This is a genomic window from Flavobacterium geliluteum (assembly GCF_017948595.1).
Lineage (GTDB): Bacteria > Bacteroidota > Bacteroidia > Flavobacteriales > Flavobacteriaceae > Flavobacterium > Flavobacterium flavipigmentatum.
In genome coordinates this window covers 174667-192601 of the sequence record NZ_JAGFBV010000004.1, presented here as the reverse complement: position 1 = coordinate 192601, position 17935 = coordinate 174667, and the positions used below count along the sequence as shown (strand labels likewise).

The 17935-nt window shown below is 34.5% G+C and carries 12 protein-coding genes and 1 pseudogene; 9 read left to right on the top strand and 4 right to left on the bottom strand.

Annotation, left to right across the window (positions count from 1 at the left end; all coding sequences use genetic code 11):
* The first annotated feature begins 457 nt into the window (after positions 1–457).
* A complete protein-coding gene (locus J3495_RS04020) occupies positions 458–688 on the top strand; it encodes a helix-turn-helix transcriptional regulator (protein WP_210665286.1) in 231 nt (76 codons plus the stop codon).
* 176 nt (positions 689–864) lie between these two features.
* Here J3495_RS04020 and J3495_RS04015 read toward each other — a convergent pair whose 3' ends face one another.
* Positions 865–1041 (bottom strand): histone H1, encoded by a 177-nt coding sequence (locus J3495_RS04015; protein WP_210665285.1) that lies wholly within the window; start codon positions 1039–1041, stop codon positions 865–867.
* Between the two features lie 69 nt (positions 1042–1110).
* A complete protein-coding gene (locus tag J3495_RS04010) occupies positions 1111–2781 on the bottom strand; it encodes an AraC family transcriptional regulator (RefSeq protein ID WP_210665284.1) in 1671 nt (556 codons plus the stop codon).
* A 345-nt stretch (positions 2782–3126) separates the two neighbouring features.
* Here J3495_RS04010 and J3495_RS04005 point away from each other — a divergent pair, with 345 nt between their 5' ends.
* The 7 genes from J3495_RS04005 to J3495_RS03975 all read left to right on the top strand — a co-directional run bounded on the left by J3495_RS04005 (position 3127) and on the right by J3495_RS03975 (position 11095).
* Positions 3127–3861, top strand: coding sequence for a hypothetical protein (locus tag J3495_RS04005; RefSeq protein WP_210665283.1), 735 nt, complete (start codon positions 3127–3129; stop codon positions 3859–3861).
* A gap of 326 nt (positions 3862–4187) precedes the next feature.
* Positions 4188–5051 carry a helix-turn-helix domain-containing protein gene (locus J3495_RS04000; protein WP_210665282.1) on the top strand — a complete coding sequence of 288 codons (864 nt, stop codon included), beginning with the start codon at positions 4188–4190 and terminating at the stop codon, positions 5049–5051.
* 125 nt (positions 5052–5176) lie between these two features.
* Complete coding sequence (locus tag J3495_RS03995) at positions 5177–6025, top strand: RteC domain-containing protein (protein WP_210665281.1); 849 nt, start codon at positions 5177–5179, stop codon at positions 6023–6025.
* A 244-nt stretch (positions 6026–6269) separates the two neighbouring features.
* Positions 6270–6593 carry a helix-turn-helix domain-containing protein gene (locus J3495_RS03990; RefSeq protein WP_210665280.1) on the top strand — a complete coding sequence of 108 codons (324 nt, stop codon included), beginning with the start codon at positions 6270–6272 and terminating at the stop codon, positions 6591–6593.
* A gap of 66 nt (positions 6594–6659) precedes the next feature.
* Positions 6660–8123 (top strand): DUF3945 domain-containing protein, encoded by a 1464-nt coding sequence (locus J3495_RS03985; protein WP_210665279.1) that lies wholly within the window; start codon positions 6660–6662, stop codon positions 8121–8123.
* A 6-nt stretch (positions 8124–8129) separates the two neighbouring features.
* Complete coding sequence (locus J3495_RS03980) at positions 8130–10214, top strand: type IA DNA topoisomerase (protein ID WP_210665278.1); 2085 nt, start codon at positions 8130–8132, stop codon at positions 10212–10214.
* Entirely contained in the window at positions 10214–11095 is an 882-nt protein-coding gene (locus J3495_RS03975) for an ORF6N domain-containing protein (RefSeq protein ID WP_210665277.1), read from the top strand. Before J3495_RS03980 ends, J3495_RS03975 begins: the two co-directional genes overlap by 1 nt.
* A 67-nt stretch (positions 11096–11162) precedes the next feature.
* Here the strand turns inward: J3495_RS03975 and J3495_RS03970 are convergent, their stop codons facing one another.
* Both J3495_RS03970 and J3495_RS03965 read right to left on the bottom strand, forming a co-directional pair.
* Positions 11163–12077 carry a helix-turn-helix domain-containing protein gene (locus J3495_RS03970; protein WP_210665276.1) on the bottom strand — a complete coding sequence of 305 codons (915 nt, stop codon included), beginning with the start codon at positions 12075–12077 and terminating at the stop codon, positions 11163–11165.
* Positions 12078–12132: 55 nt separating this feature from the next.
* Positions 12133–13098 (bottom strand): annotated as a pseudogene (locus tag J3495_RS03965) (aldo/keto reductase).
* Between the two features lie 2072 nt (positions 13099–15170).
* On the opposite strand from J3495_RS03965, the gene J3495_RS03960 reads away from it, so the two are divergent.
* Positions 15171–17657 (top strand): T9SS type A sorting domain-containing protein, encoded by a 2487-nt coding sequence (locus J3495_RS03960; protein ID WP_210665275.1) that lies wholly within the window; start codon positions 15171–15173, stop codon positions 17655–17657.
* Positions 17658–17935: the final 278 nt, after the last annotated feature.

Below are 17935 nucleotides of genomic sequence, written 5' to 3'. Positions count from 1 at the left end.
CTTAATGATCATAAAGGATTGATTTCTTTTCTACATGAATAGTATCAGTTTTAAAATTAAACTTGTCATACTGCGAATTCATGTAAGTAATAAAGTATCGCTAAGAATTTAGAAGAGATTAGGAACCTAATAAAAAGGCGCGGAACTCAGCTTATCGTTTTCAAGGCACTGGCGGCGCCCTACCACAAATAAGTGAGCCCACGCCATAAGACGTGAGCATCTTACTTATCTTCTCGTGGTATATAAAACGCCAGTTTTTGAAAACGAGATTCTAAGCGAATGCTTCAATTATTTTTTATGAAGAATCGCAAAATTATTTAATTATATGCATAAAGCAAATAATATTAAATGTTAATTCAAATAATATCCAAATATAACAAAAAATATTTATTTGTTATAAGTTCTTATAACATTTTTATAAAGAATTATCACGCCTTTTGTTTAAAAGCTAATAAATATGGAGAAACATAAGGAAGAAAAATTAAAAAAATTTGGCTTACATATCAAAAAACTTAGAACTGAACTTGATTTAAGCCAAGATAATGTAGCATTAAATAGTGATAAACTTATCAAGGCTACCATAAGTGATATAGAAAATGGAAAAAGAAATTTATCATTTACCACTCTTTTAGATCTTGCTAAGGGATTGGGTAAACATCCTAAAGAATTGTTAGATTTAGATCTTTGAAGTAAAATGAATATAATATTAATTAAATTTTCCTATATCTAAATTAAGGAATGATATAAAATTATTATTTGTAATAATGGTCTTTATATGCAGGAAAAGTCAAAATTTAAATATAAATTTTGTTAAAAAAAGGCTGTCTTTTGATGACAGCCTTTAATAAGTAAAATAAGAAAAAATTATTTCTTCGATTCCTCAATAGAAACTTTTCTAAACTCTTTTAAGAGTTTTTCTAATTCTAACGTTGATTTACGAGCTCTGGCTCCAGCTGCTTTTACTCCTTTGTCGATTAGAGATTCTGATTCTGTTTTAAATGTTTCGATTTCGGCGTTTATTTTTGCTACTAAATCTTTCATGATATATTTTTTTATTAGGGCGTAAAAATAGAAGTTTACTTTTTAGGTATAAAGAAAAAATTGTTAAAACTACTCTTTTCGAAGTTCTTTAATAAAAAAAGAAACAGGCATTCCTGTTCGGGAAAAGAAAGCTTTGGCAAAACGTTCTGTGGTACTAAAACCGGCCTCCTTAGCAAGAGCTATGTTGTTATAAAGCTGAAATTTTTTATCCTCTTTTAATAGAGAAATTAAATAGTCCACTTTTAGATCATTGATATACTTTACAAATTTCTTTCCTCTGTGATGTGCTATTACTTTTGAAACATATTTTATATTTGAATCAAATGATATGGCTAGTTTTGTTTCCGTTAAGTTATCTCTAAGGAACATTTTATCCTTTTCAAACTTCTCTAATTGTTTAAGTATAGAAGCTACAGTGTCTGGATTTATGTTTTTAATTCCATAATTGATACTTTTAGATTCGATTTTAGATTCAGTATGATTTTTTTTCATAAGATCTTCAAATCTTTGTCTATAGATTTTTCTGTTTCTGTTGTGTTTGTAAATAAGGAAGGCTACCGATAAAGTTAAAAAGATTATGATGGTTTTATGAATAAAATCATCACGTTCTTTTCTATGGAGTAACTTCTCAATTTTGTTTTTTTGTAAGAGCAATTGTTTTGTGTCATACTCCTTATGAATTTTTTCCGATAAGTATTTATACTTTATCGTTAAGGTACTATCCACTTTGAGCAGCTTTTGAATATAGTGAAGCTGTAGCTCAGGATTTTTATTGAATTTATAGTACTTGATCAATAATTCATAATTATTACGAAGATCATGACGAATATAACCTTTAGCATTAAAAATGGCGTCTACTTTTTTGAAATACGGTATTGCCTTTTGATAATTTTTAAGGTTCCAATAACTTTTTCCTATATAAAAATACCCAACCGTCTCATTTGCGAAATCCTTGTTTTTTTGAAAAAAAGGAAGCGCATAATTTATTTTATTTATAGCTAGAGTATAATTGCTCAGAAAATATTGATTGACCCCCTCCGAGATGATGAAGTATTCCCGCATTTCGGTATCAGCCAGTCTCTTGCCTTCAAGCAATCCTATGCGGTTTATTTGTGTGCATAAGCCATAATTGCCAATACGATTATAACACAGTCCAAGAGAATGAAGTGAGTTTAGATATCCTCCATTGTTATTGTTTTCCTTGAAATAAGCGATACATTCTTTAAGTAAGGAAATCGTCTCATCATAAAAGCCAAGATAGTATTTTATCAGGGCAATATTATATTTGGTTTTGTAGGTTAAATACTGGTCATCAGTTTTGGAAATATAACTATTGGCAATGAGATAATTATCCAAGGCATAATCATGACTTTTTAAGGAATAGTAGACAATTCCTTTTGAAAGATAGGCAGATCCAATCAAAGCATTATCCTTGGACTTTTTGGCTGTATAAATCATACTGTCCGTATAAATGAGTTTCATTTTTTCCGGAGAGTGGTGAACATAATTTTTATAGCTGTTTACTTCCTCTTTCCAATTTTTTTCTAATTTAGATTTTGCCAGATAGAATTTCAGATATAGCGACTGTTTAATCCTGTCATTTTCGGATTCTTCAATCCGATTAAAAAGATACTCATAACTCTTATTTCGAAGTGTGTCAGGAATTTTAAAATGTATTTCCTGCCCATAGATTTGATCTCCCAAACAAATAGAGAGCAAAAAAAGATACTTTCTAATCATAATTTAAATTAAAGTGAGACATTATTTTCTTTGGAAAACCATTTTAAGATTAAGGAAATCGGCTTATAAGTTGACTCAGGAATATTAAAAAAAATGTTTAAAATATAACGTAAACTATTGTTAATTAGTGTTTTTATAAAGAAAAAAAAGTGTTAGGGTTTCTCGAAAATCCATACTGCTTTTCTCGGAAACCCGTATACAATGTTTTGCAGGATTGGAAAAAGCCTCCTAGATTTGTCTCGAATTCAAAAGCAAAAATATTTGGCATCGTGCTGAATTAAAGTTCTGCTTACCCGGGTGAAATGAACTGACTAGAAGTAGTCGGTCACATTTAACACTTTAATCATGAAAAACATTTCATTTCCATTAGTGATTTTATCATTACTACTCTTTTGCTGCACCACAGAGACTATCGATCCCCTCAAGAGTGTTGGGAGTAAAGTCAGCAATCAAAAATTAACACTATCGGAACGCTTAGTGCCGGAAGGAAGTCCTGAAAACCTGGCAAATATTTATGACTTTGCCGGTAAAATCCATAATGATATTCTGGATATTTATTTATCAAGTAATGATCAGGATACAACAATTGCACAAATATCCCAGCAAATCGAAAAGATTGCGGTTCAGAACAACGAGTTTATGCTTTTAAACTCAGGAACCAATATTTCAGTTAATTTTATTGTGATACAAGAGATTATAAACAGTCCCCAGACGCTAAAAGACCAGACTATTGCGAATTCTACCATGACAAGCGGGGCAAAAAAAAGCCTTTCCGATTTTATGAATGTTATTGCTTTATGGCATGATGATTCCTTCGCGGAAATCTATGAATTCATTATTTCCTATGAGACAGCAGTCATGACCAATGAAGTGTTTAATAGCGAGGATAAAAGAATTATCCTCACCACATGTTCTATCATCAGGTATTCGGTCTATTATGATAAAGAAAATAAAGACAAAGATTGGAATACATCCAGAGGTCACGGTGTGGGAGCGCTTAGCGGTGCTATGGAACATACAGGTGTTGCAATAAAACGATCACTTGTAACAGGAATTAGATTAAATAATCTGAAGAGATAATGCATAATTTTCTCTATCGTTATGAAAAAGAAATTGTCTGCACCTTTACTGTGTTTATGATTCTTTTCAACCTCGTCAGTCTTTATTTTATAGAAGATCTTTTCTGTTATGATCAAATAACTCACTACTTGATAAAAGACAAGATAAAAAATGATAACTCGTATAGCTTGTTTTACCTGCTTTTTTTAAATGGGATGTCCAATTTGTTTTTTGTTACGGTTCTTATAGTGGACAAACTGGTTTCTAAGTATGGATGATTGACTCGTGAAATAAGTGAGACATAAAGATATCTAATGATTCTACAGCTAAAATAATAAACATAAGCTTTGTTAAATAAAAAAATAATTAGCCCGCAATTAGGTTTAAAAATCCATTTGCTTGAAAATTTTGCATCAAAAGCTTCTGCTAATGGATTGTTTAAAGAGAGTTATTTTTCCATAATAATGGTAAACTCCGGTTCGGTTTGTATACAGGTAAATGATAATAAAGAAACTTGCTTGTCTGTAAATGATCTTATAGTAGTCCCAATAAAAGCATATTGCTGCATTACAGGAATGAATGATCCGTTGCAGCTTTCTGTAGTTTCTTTCACTTCAGAGTTTGCCTATAAAAACAGTTTAAGAAGGCCACATATTGGATACTTTGAGCTCTACATTGAAAAATATCACGCTAAAGTGTCCCTTAAAAAGAAAGACGTTAGGTATTTAATGTATTTACTTCAATTGTTGTATAATAAAGCACAATGTACTGACAAGGCGATTTTTAAAAAAGAAAGACTGTTACTCAGTTTTAATCTGATGCTCTATGAATTGGCAACAAGATATAACAAATATCATAAAAAGTTTTATATCGAACATACAGTAAAAGAAAAGATGGTTATTGAGTTTTTCAGAATCTTAGAAGCAAATTATAAAAATCAGCATAGTGTAAAATACTATGCTGATGTATTATGCATGACATCCGATCATCTTACAAAAATTGTTAAGGAAGGAACCCAAAAAAGTGCCAAGCAATTTATTGTGGAAGCAATTATCATGGAATCAAAACAATTATTGCAAAACGAGGATATAAATATTAGCACTATAGCGGAAGAACTGCAGTTTGGAAGTTCTTCCCTGTTCAGCAATTTTTTCAAAAAGCATACCGCTTTATCTCCTAGTGCATACCGAACCAGTCTAAATTTAGAATGATATTATAAAATTGGGATGTAGACCAAATAAAAGCAATCTCAATTAAGTATTACATTATCCTACTGAATAAATGAAAAATAGATAATCCGATTATTGTGTACAGTATATCTTTAAAAGTTATTAGTATGATGCATTCCAATTATAAAGAAGCTCTTTACAGTATCCTGAAAAAAGAACAAGAAATTAGTTTAGAATCGGCTCAGGCAATTGATGAATCCTACCGTATGATTATTTTTCTTCAGGAATTATTAGCAAATATGAAAAGACAGATCATCGATCACCAGTTTACCAATGAAAGTGAGGAAATTGAATTCTTCAAGATAATTAAACCTCAGATAATGGGAAAGCTGATTTATTATAATAAAGTTTATAGAATAGAGACTTCCTGTCCTGTCAATGGAGGGAAAATATATTATAAATATTTTTCCGCTGAGTTGCAGCACTTAAAATGTGAATATAAAGAACATATTTGTAATTCTGATTTTTACCGTTATTACCGATCAGGAAGGACTGACAAAGATCATGATTTTTTCAAATTAGGAAAAATAAATCTTAACACAGGACTTAACAGTTTTATTTTTGAGGCTGATACACAATTTTCTACTTATTATGATTATAAAATCTCCCGTATTATAGCCAATGAACTGCTGTATAATTATTTAATTTTTAAAATAAATCATTTCGACAAACCAGAAATGGCTTCAGGAAATGGCGAATCAGCCGAAAAAATATTCTGGACAGAATCCCAAAATGCATTAATAGAACTGATTTATGCACTACATATTTCAGGTGCCATTTCTCATGGTAAAATCGGGATTCGTAAGATCAGTATGGCTTTTCAAATGCTTTTCAGAACCCAGTTAGGTGATATACATCATGCTTTTCATCGCATGAAAGACCGAGCAGGTAATCGGACTCGGTTTTTAGATCAGCTCAAATCATCAGTAGAGCAGTATATGGATAAGGATTTGTGAAATTTCATTTCGTATTTATTTACCTATAAAGCAGTGCAGATAGGATTGCTTTTTTTGTCCCTATATGGCAATGGGTAAAAATTGAATTTCTATACAAGTCTTATACTTATTCTATTGTGAACCTAGTAATGTACTAGTCTATTGGTATTTCCGTAAAAAAATATTGTTTGCCAATGGGCAGAACTTGGCAGAAAATTCTTTTTTCATGTGTCAATTTTGTGGTGTTGAACCTAAAAGTTGGATTATGAATATCGACAGAATGGAATTTATGGCTTGGATGGAACGGATCATGGAGCGATTCGACATTCTAATGGAAGTGGCAGGCAGTGCTAAAAATCAACACACCAATATTGATGGAGAAGAACTGCTGGACAATCAGGATATTTTGCAGATGCTAAAGATAAGTACGCGATCCTTACAGCGTTACCGTTCCTCCGGGAAGCTGCCGTATTATACCATAAGCGGGAAAATTTATTATAAGAAGTCAGACGTACACCAATTCGTCAGAGAAAGCTTTACCTCTGCTACTATCCAAAAAAGACAACGAGGGACAAATAGTGACAACTGATGCCGTTTTGTGCGAGACAGCGAAAGCTTCTTTTACTTTCGGGGCTGAACTTAAAAATTTAAAACTATGAACGGACAAACTTTAAATAAACCAAAATCTCCCGAACAATTATCCGAGATTCTATTAGTACTGGATAAAGAGAAAAAGAAAATCCAAGCCGTAAAGAGCATTGATGAAAACGGAAAACTGGAAACCGTTGATCCTACTAAGAAAAACCAGAACCAGTTTATGCGTGTGGACAAGCACGGTGATTTACTTTCCAACTTTTTCTCCAATTTTTTCAGCCAGCTAAAGAACCCTACCAATTTTTCATTGTTCAAAGTTCCTGCACTCCTGGCAGTAGATATGGCAAAAGAGATGCAAAAGCAGGTAGACAATCCAACTCCGGAGGGCGAAAAATTGATGAAGAAGCACGAAGTAAAGCCGGAACCTAATCAGAATAATAAACTAGAAAATCAAAAGAATATGGAAACAACACAGACAACAGCGGAAACAAACGAATACCGCTACAAACCGGAACAGATCGATTGGGAAACCATGAACAATCTCGGCTTGAGTAAAGAGAAATTAGAAAAAATGAACCTTCTGGAGCCTTTATTGAAGGGTTACAAGACCAATGAGCTCGTACCAGTAAGCCTTAATCTTGGAACTGCTGTTACAAGAATGGATGCCCGCTTATCCTTACAGTCCAATGATGAAGGACAGGTGGTGGTTGCCATCCACGGAATTCGCAAAGAGCCCAACTTAAATTTTGAGTTTTTTGGACACAAGTTTACCGATGATGACAAAAAGAACTTACTCGCTTCAGGAAATATGGGCCGTGTGATTGACCTAAAAAATCACAAGACAGGCGAAATCATTCCTTCAATTATTAGTGTGGACAGGCTTACCAATGAGCTGGTTGCACTAAAAACAGAATTCATAAAAATACCTGATGAAATAAAAGGTATAAAACTAAACGATGAGCAAAAGCAGACTTTAACCGAGGGTAAACCGCTTCATTTGGATGGGATGATTTCTAAAAAAGGAACTGAATTTGAAGCAACGGTTCAGTTCAATGCGGATAAACGCTATGTAGAATTCCTGTTTGACAGGGGCAATTCCAATCAGCAAATACAAAGAAACGGGCAGAATAATCAACCAAGCCAGTCGCAGGAAGTGTCAAAAACCTTTAGGGGAAAGGAATTGGATGATGAGCAATACAATAAACTCAAAGCGGGTCAGACCATTTATGTTGATGGATTGGTGGACAAGAAAGGTCAAAACTATCAAGGATATATTACGCTCAACAAAGAAACCAATAAAACCGATTTTTCTTTTCAAAATCCTGATAAGCTTGAAGAGCAGGCGAAACCTGCTGAAGCACACAAAACACAAACTGCAGTCAATTCGGAGGGAAAAACCAATGAAGCGACAAAGAATATCAAAGAGCCTCTAAAATCGCAACAGCAAACGCCAAAAGATGAAAAGCAACAAGAACAACAGGAAAACGCTCAGGCACCTGCTAAATCCAAAGGCAGAAAAATGTAATATAGTATGAAAACAATACTAGCAGAGAAACCAAGCGTGGCAAGAGAAATAGCCCGTCTGTTGGGTGCTTCCGAAAAAAAGAACGGTTACCTGACGGGCAACGGCTATTTTGTCACGTGGGCATTGGGTCATTTGATAGGATTGGGAATGCCTGAAGATTATGGGATTTCGGGATTTGACAAAGCATCATTGCCGATACTTCCCAATCCTTTTATACTGACCGTCCGAAAAGTTAAAAAAGACAAAGGCTATACCGCTGATACAGGAGTCTTAAAGCAACTGAAAATAATAAAAGATCTATTTGATAAAAGCGATAGCATTATCGTAGCAACCGATGCAGGTCGTGAGGGCGAACTCATTTTCAGGTACATTTATGAATACCTCAAATGCAACAAGCCCTTTGAACGGCTTTGGATCAGTTCGCTTACCGAAAAAGCCATCAAGCAGGGGTTTGACAGCCTGAAAAACGGGGCAGTATTTGACGGATTGTATCAGGCAGCACAAGGGAGAAGCCATGCCGATTGGCTGGTGGGTATCAATGCCACACAGGCACTTTCTATTGCCGCAGGCGATGGGGTCTACTCACTCGGAAGGGTGCAGACGCCAACACTCGCTTTGATATGCAAACGTTATCTGGAAAACAAAAATTTCCTGGTAAAGCACTATTGGCAGATACAGTTATCGCACAGCAGAGAGTTTATCGATTTTAAAAGCATTTCCAAAACCAGATGGGAAGATAAAAAGCTTGCCGATGATACGCTGAAAGCCATTCAGCGAAGCGAAACGGTAACCGTTACATTGGTAGAAATCAAAAATGTTACAGAGCAACCCCCTTTGCTTTTTGACCTTACGGGTCTACAAAAAGAAGCCAACAAAAAGCTCAACCTTTCTGCCGAAGAGACCCTGAACATAGCTCAAAGCCTTTACGAAAAGAAGTTTATCACCTATCCACGTACCGGAAGCAAATATATTCCTGAAGATATGTGGGCAGAAATCCCAAACCTTGTAAGGGCTTTGCAGGACAGGGAAACCTGCAAACAAGCCGTGTCAAAAATGAAGTGGGGACGGTTCAATAAACGCATCGTGAACGATTTGTGTGTTACCGACCATCACGGCTTGTTAGTTACAGATAAAATACCATCTGCCCTGAAAGCGAAGGAAAACGCCATCTATGACATGATTGCCTTTCGCCTGCTCGAAGCGATTTCACAAGCCTGTGTCAAAGAGCTGACCGATGTGGTTTTACAGGCATTGCATTACGATTTTACCGCAAAAGGCTGTAAGATTATGGAAGATGGCTGGCGTTCCATAAGGGGCAGTTTCTCCGATGATGATATGGAACCCGTACAGGATTTGCCCGAAATGAAAAAGGGCGATGAAATCAAAATCAAAGGTGCCACAGTTTTGGAAAAGCAAGCCAAACCTCCTGTGCTCTACACCGAAGCAGGGCTTTTATCGGCGATGGAAACAGCCGGAAAGGAAATTGAAAATGAAGAAGAACGAAAAGCCCTGAGAAATATCGGTATTGGTACACCTGCAACGAGAGCGTCAATTATTGAAACGCTGTTCACCCGCAATTATATTGGTCGGGAAAAGAAATCCCTAATCCCGACTGAAAAAGGACTTCAGGTTTATGAATTGGTAAAAGACCAAAAAATTGCAGATGTGGCAATGACTGCCGAATGGGAACTGGCTTTGGAGAAGATAGAAAACAATGAAGCGGATGCCGGAGCATTCCAAAAGAAAATGGAAAAGTACGCTTCAACTATTATCAATGAACTGCTGCAAACCTCCATTGCCAACGAAAACCTACCTAAATTGGTTTGCCCGAAATGTAAAAGCCACGGGCTCATTATCCGTGATAAGATTGTCAAATGTCCTGATGAAGTTTGTAGCTGGGTACAGTTCCGCAACGTGTGTGGCGTACAAATCAGTATAGCTGATATTGAAAGCCTTGTAAATAAAAAGAAAACTTCACTGATCAAGGGAATGAAAAGCAAGGCAGGAAAGCAGTTCGATGCCTATATCGTGCTCAATGAAGATCACAAAACCTTTTTTGAATTTGATACAACCAAAAACTACAAAAAGTGATGGATAATAAACCTTTTATTTCTTCCGAAGAACTCAAGAATCTGATCTATACCATACGTGGCAAGCAAGTAATGCTGGATAGCGACCTCGCTTCCTTATACCAGGTGGAAACGAAGAACCTCAACAAAGCCGTAAAAAGAAATATGGAGAGGTTTCCCAAATCGTTCTGTTTTCAACTGACAGAAGAGGAAACCCATAACTTGAGGTTCCAATTTGGAACCTCAAGTTTAAATTACGGCGGAAGACGTTATTTACCCCATGTTTTTACCGAACAAGGGGTCGCAATGGCTTCTGCAATACTCCGCTCGGATATTGCCGTTAAAGTCAGTGTTGAAATTATGGAAGCTTTTGTAGAAATGCGACGTATCCTTATTAGCAATGCTTCTTTGTTTCATCGGCTGGACAAAATTGAAATTAAACAGTTAGAAGCGGAACAAAAATTTGAGGAGATTTTTAAGGCATTGGAAAGCGATAAGCTCCACTCTGAAAAAGGCATCTTCTATAATGGACAAATTTTCGATTCCTACACTTTTGTTTCGGACATTATCCGAAGCGCCAAAAGTTCCATTATCCTGCTAGATAATTATGTGGATGATACGGTGCTGACCGTGTTAGGAAAACGGAATAATAACGTAAGTGCCACTATTTATACCAAAAAAATCAGCAATCAATTACGTTTGGATTTGCTAAGATACAACAGCCAATATCCTTCAATTGAAATTGAGATTTTCACCGATGCTCACGACCGATTTTTGATTATTGACAAGACTGAACTTTACCACATTGGTGCATCATTAAAAGATTTGGGTAAAAAATGGTTTGCTTTCTCGAGAATGGATATTGAGCTTGGCAGGATGCTTCAAATTTTGAACGGAAAATGATCTTTCCTAATCCGCATTCAATACATGTTAGTCTATTGAAAAACAATAATATTGCCTTTAAGTTTTATCAATTGAAGGCATGTCTAAACTCCAATGGAGTCTGGTTCGTTTTGTTTTTAAATACCTTACTGAATGATTGCGGATATTCAAAACCCAATCGATATGCGATTTCACTTACGGATAATTTTGTTGTTGATAAAAGTTCTTTGGCTTTTTCCAAAAGCTGGTTTTGAATATGTTGTTGTGTGGTCTGTCCTGTCAAATTTTTTAGCATATCATTTAAATAGTGAGGGGATACAAATAACTTTTCAGCGAAATATTGAACGGTGGGCAATCCTGAAACATTTAAATCATCATTTTGATAATACGAATTTAGTAAGTCTTCAAACTTTAAAAATAAATCGTTGGATGCTTTTTTTCGTGTGATGAATTGACGATTGTAAAAGCGGTTGCAATAATTGAGCAATAAATCAATATGAGAAACAACTACATCTTGGGTATAATTATCTATCATTGTTTCGATTTCTTGTTGCAGATTTTGCATTAATCCTGCAATAATGTTTTCTTCTTTGTCTGAAAGATGTAATGCTTCGTTGTTGGCATAAGAAAAAAATCCGTATTCTTTAATCCGCTTTGCTAAAGAATAACTTTGAATGAAATCTGGATGAAAAACAAGCATCCAACCTTCAACTTTTACAGAGCTGTTTGCTTCCATCGAAAACATTTGTTTGGGTGCAAAAAAAGTCATTATTCCATCGTCATAATCGTAATACTGTTGTCCATATTTTATTTTTCCATCAAAATTCTTTTTTAAATAAATGGTGTAGAAATTATAGACAATTGTATTCATTTCTTCACAAACATTGACAGCAATATCATTGAGATTTACAACACTTACCAAAGGATGTGCTGATTTTTTGATATTCAGAAAATGATGAAATTCTGAAACCGATTTAAAAAAATAAGTCTTGTTATTTTTCATTTGATAAAATTAAAAAAACAAGAGATAATATTTAATTTATCCCTCGTTTTCAATGTTACAAATTTACACCTTTCATTGATGCTTCGTCATATCTTGCTCCTGTAATTGTTCCCAAAGGAATAATGTTTTCCAATCGGTTTAGGTCTTCTTGCGTTAGCGAAATGCTTGCTGATGCGATATTCTCTTCCAAATATTTCACACGTTTTGTACCTGGAATTGGCGTGTACCCTTTTGCAATAACCCAAGCAATTGCTAATTGTGCAGAACTGATATTTTTTTCAACTGCAACTTTTTTTATTTCATTTACCAATTCTACATTTTTGTAAAATTGTTTGCCTTGATATTTGGGCAGAAATTTTCTCCAATCATTCTCGCCAAAATCTTCTGGCTTTTGAATGGTGCCGTTTAAAAATCCTCTTCCAACCGGTTAATAAGCAATCAGACCGATGCCTAATTCTTGTAGCGTATCCAAAATGCCCAGTTCTTCAATTTGTCTTTCAAACAAGGAGTATTCGGACTGTACTGCCGTAAGGGGATGAATTTTGTGTGCTTTTCTGATGGTTTCAGAACCTACTTCCGAAAGACCAATATATTTTACTTTTCCTTCTTTAACTAATTCGCCCATAGCCTCGACGGTCTCTTCAATGGGTGTATTGGTATCCAATCGATGCAGGTAATACAAGTCAATATAATCTGTACCAAGGTTTTTTAACGAACGCTCCACGGCTTTTTTTACATAATTTTTACTACCATTGAATGCTCCTGTAGCTTGTCCGTTATCGCCAATTTCAAAGCCTAATTTTGTGGCTATAATGTATTTTTCTCTATTCCCCTGAATGGCTTTTGCAATTAATTGTTCGTTTAAAAAAGGGCCATATATATCTGCTGTATCCAAAAAACTACCGCCTAACTCTAATGAACGTTGTATCGTTGCAAGTGCTTCTTTTTCATCGGCTTTTCCATAAATATTTCCACCGAACCCAGTTGTCATACCCATACAACCAAGACCTAAACTAGGAATTACTAACCCTTGACTTCATAATTTCACTTCTTTGATATTAGTCATAATCTTTATATTTAATTATTTATTGCAAAGTTCAACTTATAGTTTCTTAAAAAAGTATCTAAATAGGATCAGGTTGTATCCAAATGAGAGGTAACTTATTCTTGGTTTGGTTGGTCATTACCACAAGCTCCAAAATAAAAGCAATGTGTACTTTGTATCTTACCACCATTCGCATTTAAAATGTTCTTTGTTTGTGTGAGCCTGCTTTCTCATCTCTTATTATACTTATTAATTTTTAACAAATGTAATATGGGAACTCATTTAGAGAGGAGAAAAAACTGTTTTTTTAAGGCTTCCTTTTAAGTTTTCAAATCAGAATTTCCAGTCTTGATATACAACAAGAAAGTGTTCAATTATTTATGCCAAAAATTAAAACTAAGTTGTATTTTTTATGTTACAAAAGAATTATAACATTTTTTAAAACACAAGAAGTTTCATGCATGAGCTTTTTTTAAGATATTGTAAAGAAATGATAATTGTGGCAGATTCATTGCGCAGCTATTTTCTAAAAATAAAAAGGCATTATTAATGCGGTTTAAGCAGAAAAAGTTCTGAACCCTCATAGTTCACTTTTAATTTAGAAATTTATCATTAAATGTTCTAAACCCTTATAAAACCTGTAAAATTAACGTTTGTAGTTTTTTTATTACTGCTTTAAACCACTAAAATTTTCAGAAATGCACAAAACTTTAGTGCAAATTCGGGGCAATTTAACCGGTGAAAAAAAACTGCCACGAAAAGCAGCTTAATTTGTTTATGGTCAAAATGTAAAGCTGGTTTATGTCTTGATTTACTGATGTTATAATTCGATCTTTATTAACTTTAAAATTATTGAATTATTTTAGAAAGGAGTATCGGAATTATCTTCTTTTTGAAAAGTTCTACAAGTGGCAGTAGTGAAAGATTTATTTATCTAAGAATCAGCGTAAATGGCATTCTTAAAGAAACCTCTACTAAACGAAAGTGGACCGTAAACCGATGGGAGAAAAAAACTGGAAGAGCAATTGGAAATAAATAAGATGCCAAATCGTTAAATTTCTTTTTGTACTCACTTGAAATGAAAATTAGAAAATTTGCTGACCAGCTTGCAGAGAAGCGAGAATCTGTTAAGAGCGTAAAGCTTATTAATTTTATTTTAGGGTAAAACCAAAGCGAGAACTACTGTTCTTCAGGAATTTCAATTACATAATGATCAGATGCTAGCTTTGGTGGATAAAAAAGAATTTGCAACAGGAAAACATGTTCGTTACAAAATTTTAAAAAGTCATGTTCAAGAATTTAACCGCTTTAATTTACCAGACATTAGTTGAAATGGTTCAAATCCTATTAAAATTACTCGAACCTAATTCGATCGTACGTGTTAATGTTTTTTTCTTAGTTTACAACAGAACCCTTCAACAATAGAAGCAGTCATCACAATCATTTCATAATCCATATTGAAAATAAAAAGCTTCATGAGCAGATTGTAACTTATATTCAGCAGTACTTCAACTACTACAGAACCGATGTAAGTATATATGACCATACAAAGCTTGATTGTTCTACATAATCAAATAAAAGCTAAACTGAGAAGACTGGGATTTATTAGTAACATCACCAGTACCAAAGAAGATGAGAGTCAAGATTAATTTTTCCCAGTTCAAACGGATTTTGGTGCCGGAACCACTCAAACTACCTTTCAGTTTGGTAGTGTTTAAGTAGTGATACTATAAATTGTACAGAATGTAAATAGAAAAAAGGGTATTAAAAAAGGAGAACATTAAAATAATAAAGCAGGATGTCTGATTGTTGTTTTTTTTGTAATTTTTTTTTTTTTTTAAACAGGCTTGGATGTGGGGCTTGAAATTTTAACTGTACTGAATTTGTGGATATCCAATTGTTTATAGCTCTTTAACCTGTAGGTATTTTAAAATAAGAAAACGATCTACTATATTGATTTAATAAAGGGATGAGTTTCTTTTTTTTAATAGTAAAGATTGTATATTTGAATCTTAATTAAAATTTCCAAACCAAAAAATAATAAGCCTATGAAAAAAATACTACTATTATTAATACTTAGTGTAACTATATCGGGATTTGCGCAGGATGGATCTTTAGACACCAGCTTCAACCAGCCGACAGGAGCCCGCAACGGGGATGTGACTGCAGCAGTCCTGCAATCAGACGGGAAAATAATCGTTGGCGGCACCTTCACAATTTTAAATAATTTAGTGGCCAATAAATTAGCACGACTCAATACAGACGGAACCATTGATATAACATTCAATTCAGGTTCAGGATTTAATAATACTGTTAACGACATAACTGTACAACCCGATGGAAAAATAATAGTTGTTGGTAATTTTACAACCTATAATGGAATTTCAAAAAACAGAATTGTCAGGTTAAATACGGACGGAACTGTTGATTCGACATTTAATGCTGGGACGGGAGCAAGTGGTATCGTTTATACTGTCGCTGTACAGACAGACGGGAAAATAATCGTTGCAGGTCAATTTTTTTCATTTAATGGAATTTCAAAAAATAAAATTGTTAGGTTAAATGCAGATGGAACATTCGATTCAACATTTAACGTGACAACCGGAGCAAATAATGTCATTAATTCCTGTGTTATACAACCTGATGGCAAAATTGTAATATCGGGCGATTTTTCATCATTTAACAGTTTGGCAAGATACAGAATTGCAAGGTTAAATACAGACGGAACAACGGACACTACGTTTGCCCCTACCATTGGGGCTAACAACACTATAAAAACAGTTTGTTTACAAACAGACGGAAAAATAATAATCGGTGGTACTTTTACCTCCTATAATGGTACATTGGTTAATTGTATAGCAAGATTAAATGCCGATAGTACCCTGGATAACACATTTAATACTGGTACAGGTTTTAACTCTTCTGTAAATTCCGTAATTATTCAGGATGATGGGAAAGTAGTGGTCGGTGGAATTTTTTTTACATACAACAGCACGTATTGTGAGCGAATAGCGAGATTAAATGATGACGGTTCAATAGATGCCGCTTTTAGCTCGAGTCCCAATTCAGGAACTGACGGCGATGTTAATACTCTTGTCATTCAGTCTAATGGTAAAATAATGCTGGGCGGGGCTTTTTCATCTTGCAATTATATCTCACGAAACAAAATAGCAAGTATTAATACGAACGGAAGTATCGATACCGATTTTTATCCATTCTTAGAAAATGGTCTTTCCGCAAATGGAGACATAAGGGCAGTTGCCTTACAAGCGGATGGAAAAATACTGATCGGAGGTGGGTTTACTACCTATAGTGGTATACCCTCTAAAAGGATTGCAAGATTAAACGCTGACGGAACACTCGATGCAACTTTTAATGTGGGAACAGGAACAGATGCTGTGGTAAAAAACATAGCAGTTACCTCCAATCATAAAGTTATTATTACAGGAGATTTTAAAACATACAATGGTGCAACGGCTAACGGTATTGTGCAGTTAAATGCTGATGGGACTTTAGATACTGCCTTTAATTCGGGTGGCTCAGGTACTAACGCTATGGTGAATTCCCTTGCGTTGCAAAGCGATGGGAAAATCATTATCGGAGGGGTTTTTAGTACAGTTAACGGATCTCCAAGAAACCTTTTGGCTCGATTAAATTTCAATGGTACAGTAGATACTTCTTTTCTCCCTAAATTAAATGCGGGAAATATCTGGACCATTTCCATACAACCGGACGGTAAAATAATCATAGCGGGACTTTTGCTAGAATATAATTATGCAAATAATGGACAAGTTCTCAGATTAAATGCCAATGGAAGTTTAGATACAACCTTTAGCCCTGGTGGTGAAGGGCCAAATTACTTTGTTTATTCCAGTGCTGTACAAAAGGATGGTAAAATTGTTCTCGCCGGTGCGTTTAATACTTTTAATAAAATTCCTTCAAAAGGAGTTGTTCGTATGAATGCGGACGGAAGCCTAGACACCTCGTTTAAAATCCCTGTATTATATGGAAATGTATCTCTTGCCAGCAGTGTAATCCAGAAGGATGGTAAAATTATTGTAGGAGGATTTTTTCCTGCAGCTAATAATGGAGGCAGTAATATAATGCGATTGAATACGGATGGTACATTAGATACGGATTTCCTGGCCGGAACAGGATTTAATGGGTCGGTTGGGGCCTTAATTTTTCAAAATGACGGAAAGCTTCTTGCTGGAGGGAATTTTGGTTCCTATAATGAAACACATATAAAAACTATAGCCCGTATGAATATGTCCAATACTTTAAGTACAGACCAATTTAAACAGGATAGTATAATTTACGTATATCCAAATCCAGCAATCGATGATCTAAAAATAAGCCTTCCAGAGGGTATCGGTATATCAGGTTATGAAGTCTTTGATATAACCGGAAGAAAAGTAGATTCAAATACTTTAAATTCAAATTTTATAAAGGTTACCCAATACATGCAAGGTATTTACTTCTTGCGATTAAAGACAGATAAAGGCGTTATGAATGCTAAGTTTATTAAAAATTAATCAGATTGAATCATGATATGTAGGGTCTCTGATCATTTCAGGTAATGTATCAGATGTGTTGGTAGTTAATTATTGCATCTAAATATTTGCAGAAAATCAGATATTTATAGTAATATCGCATAAAAATTAAGACAGCCTTCGGGCTGTTTTTTTATTTTATAATGCTTTAAATCAAAAAAAATGAGCTTAAACCTGACTAGGTGTCACAGATGTGTTGATGATATTCGAAAGATGATAAAGTATGGAAGACAAAGTCTGCCAGTCAAAGATATATTTGC

Coding starts and splice junctions, on each gene's coding strand:
- J3495_RS03990 (WP_210665280.1), top strand. CDS start 6,270: ATGAATATCGACAGAATGGAATTTATGGCTTGGATGGAACGGATCATG.
- J3495_RS03995 (WP_210665281.1), top strand. CDS start 5,177: ATGATGCATTCCAATTATAAAGAAGCTCTTTACAGTATCCTGAAAAAA.
- J3495_RS03970 (WP_210665276.1), bottom strand. CDS start 12,077: ATGAAAAATAACAAGACTTATTTTTTTAAATCGGTTTCAGAATTTCAT.
- J3495_RS03975 (WP_210665277.1), top strand. CDS start 10,214: ATGGATAATAAACCTTTTATTTCTTCCGAAGAACTCAAGAATCTGATC.
- J3495_RS04020 (WP_210665286.1), top strand. CDS start 458: ATGGAGAAACATAAGGAAGAAAAATTAAAAAAATTTGGCTTACATATC.
- J3495_RS03980 (WP_210665278.1), top strand. CDS start 8,130: ATGAAAACAATACTAGCAGAGAAACCAAGCGTGGCAAGAGAAATAGCC.
- J3495_RS04005 (WP_210665283.1), top strand. CDS start 3,127: ATGAAAAACATTTCATTTCCATTAGTGATTTTATCATTACTACTCTTT.
- J3495_RS04015 (WP_210665285.1), bottom strand. CDS start 1,041: ATGAAAGATTTAGTAGCAAAAATAAACGCCGAAATCGAAACATTTAAA.
- J3495_RS03960 (WP_210665275.1), top strand. CDS start 15,171: ATGAAAAAAATACTACTATTATTAATACTTAGTGTAACTATATCGGGA.
- J3495_RS03985 (WP_210665279.1), top strand. CDS start 6,660: ATGAACGGACAAACTTTAAATAAACCAAAATCTCCCGAACAATTATCC.
- J3495_RS04010 (WP_210665284.1), bottom strand. CDS start 2,781: ATGATTAGAAAGTATCTTTTTTTGCTCTCTATTTGTTTGGGAGATCAA.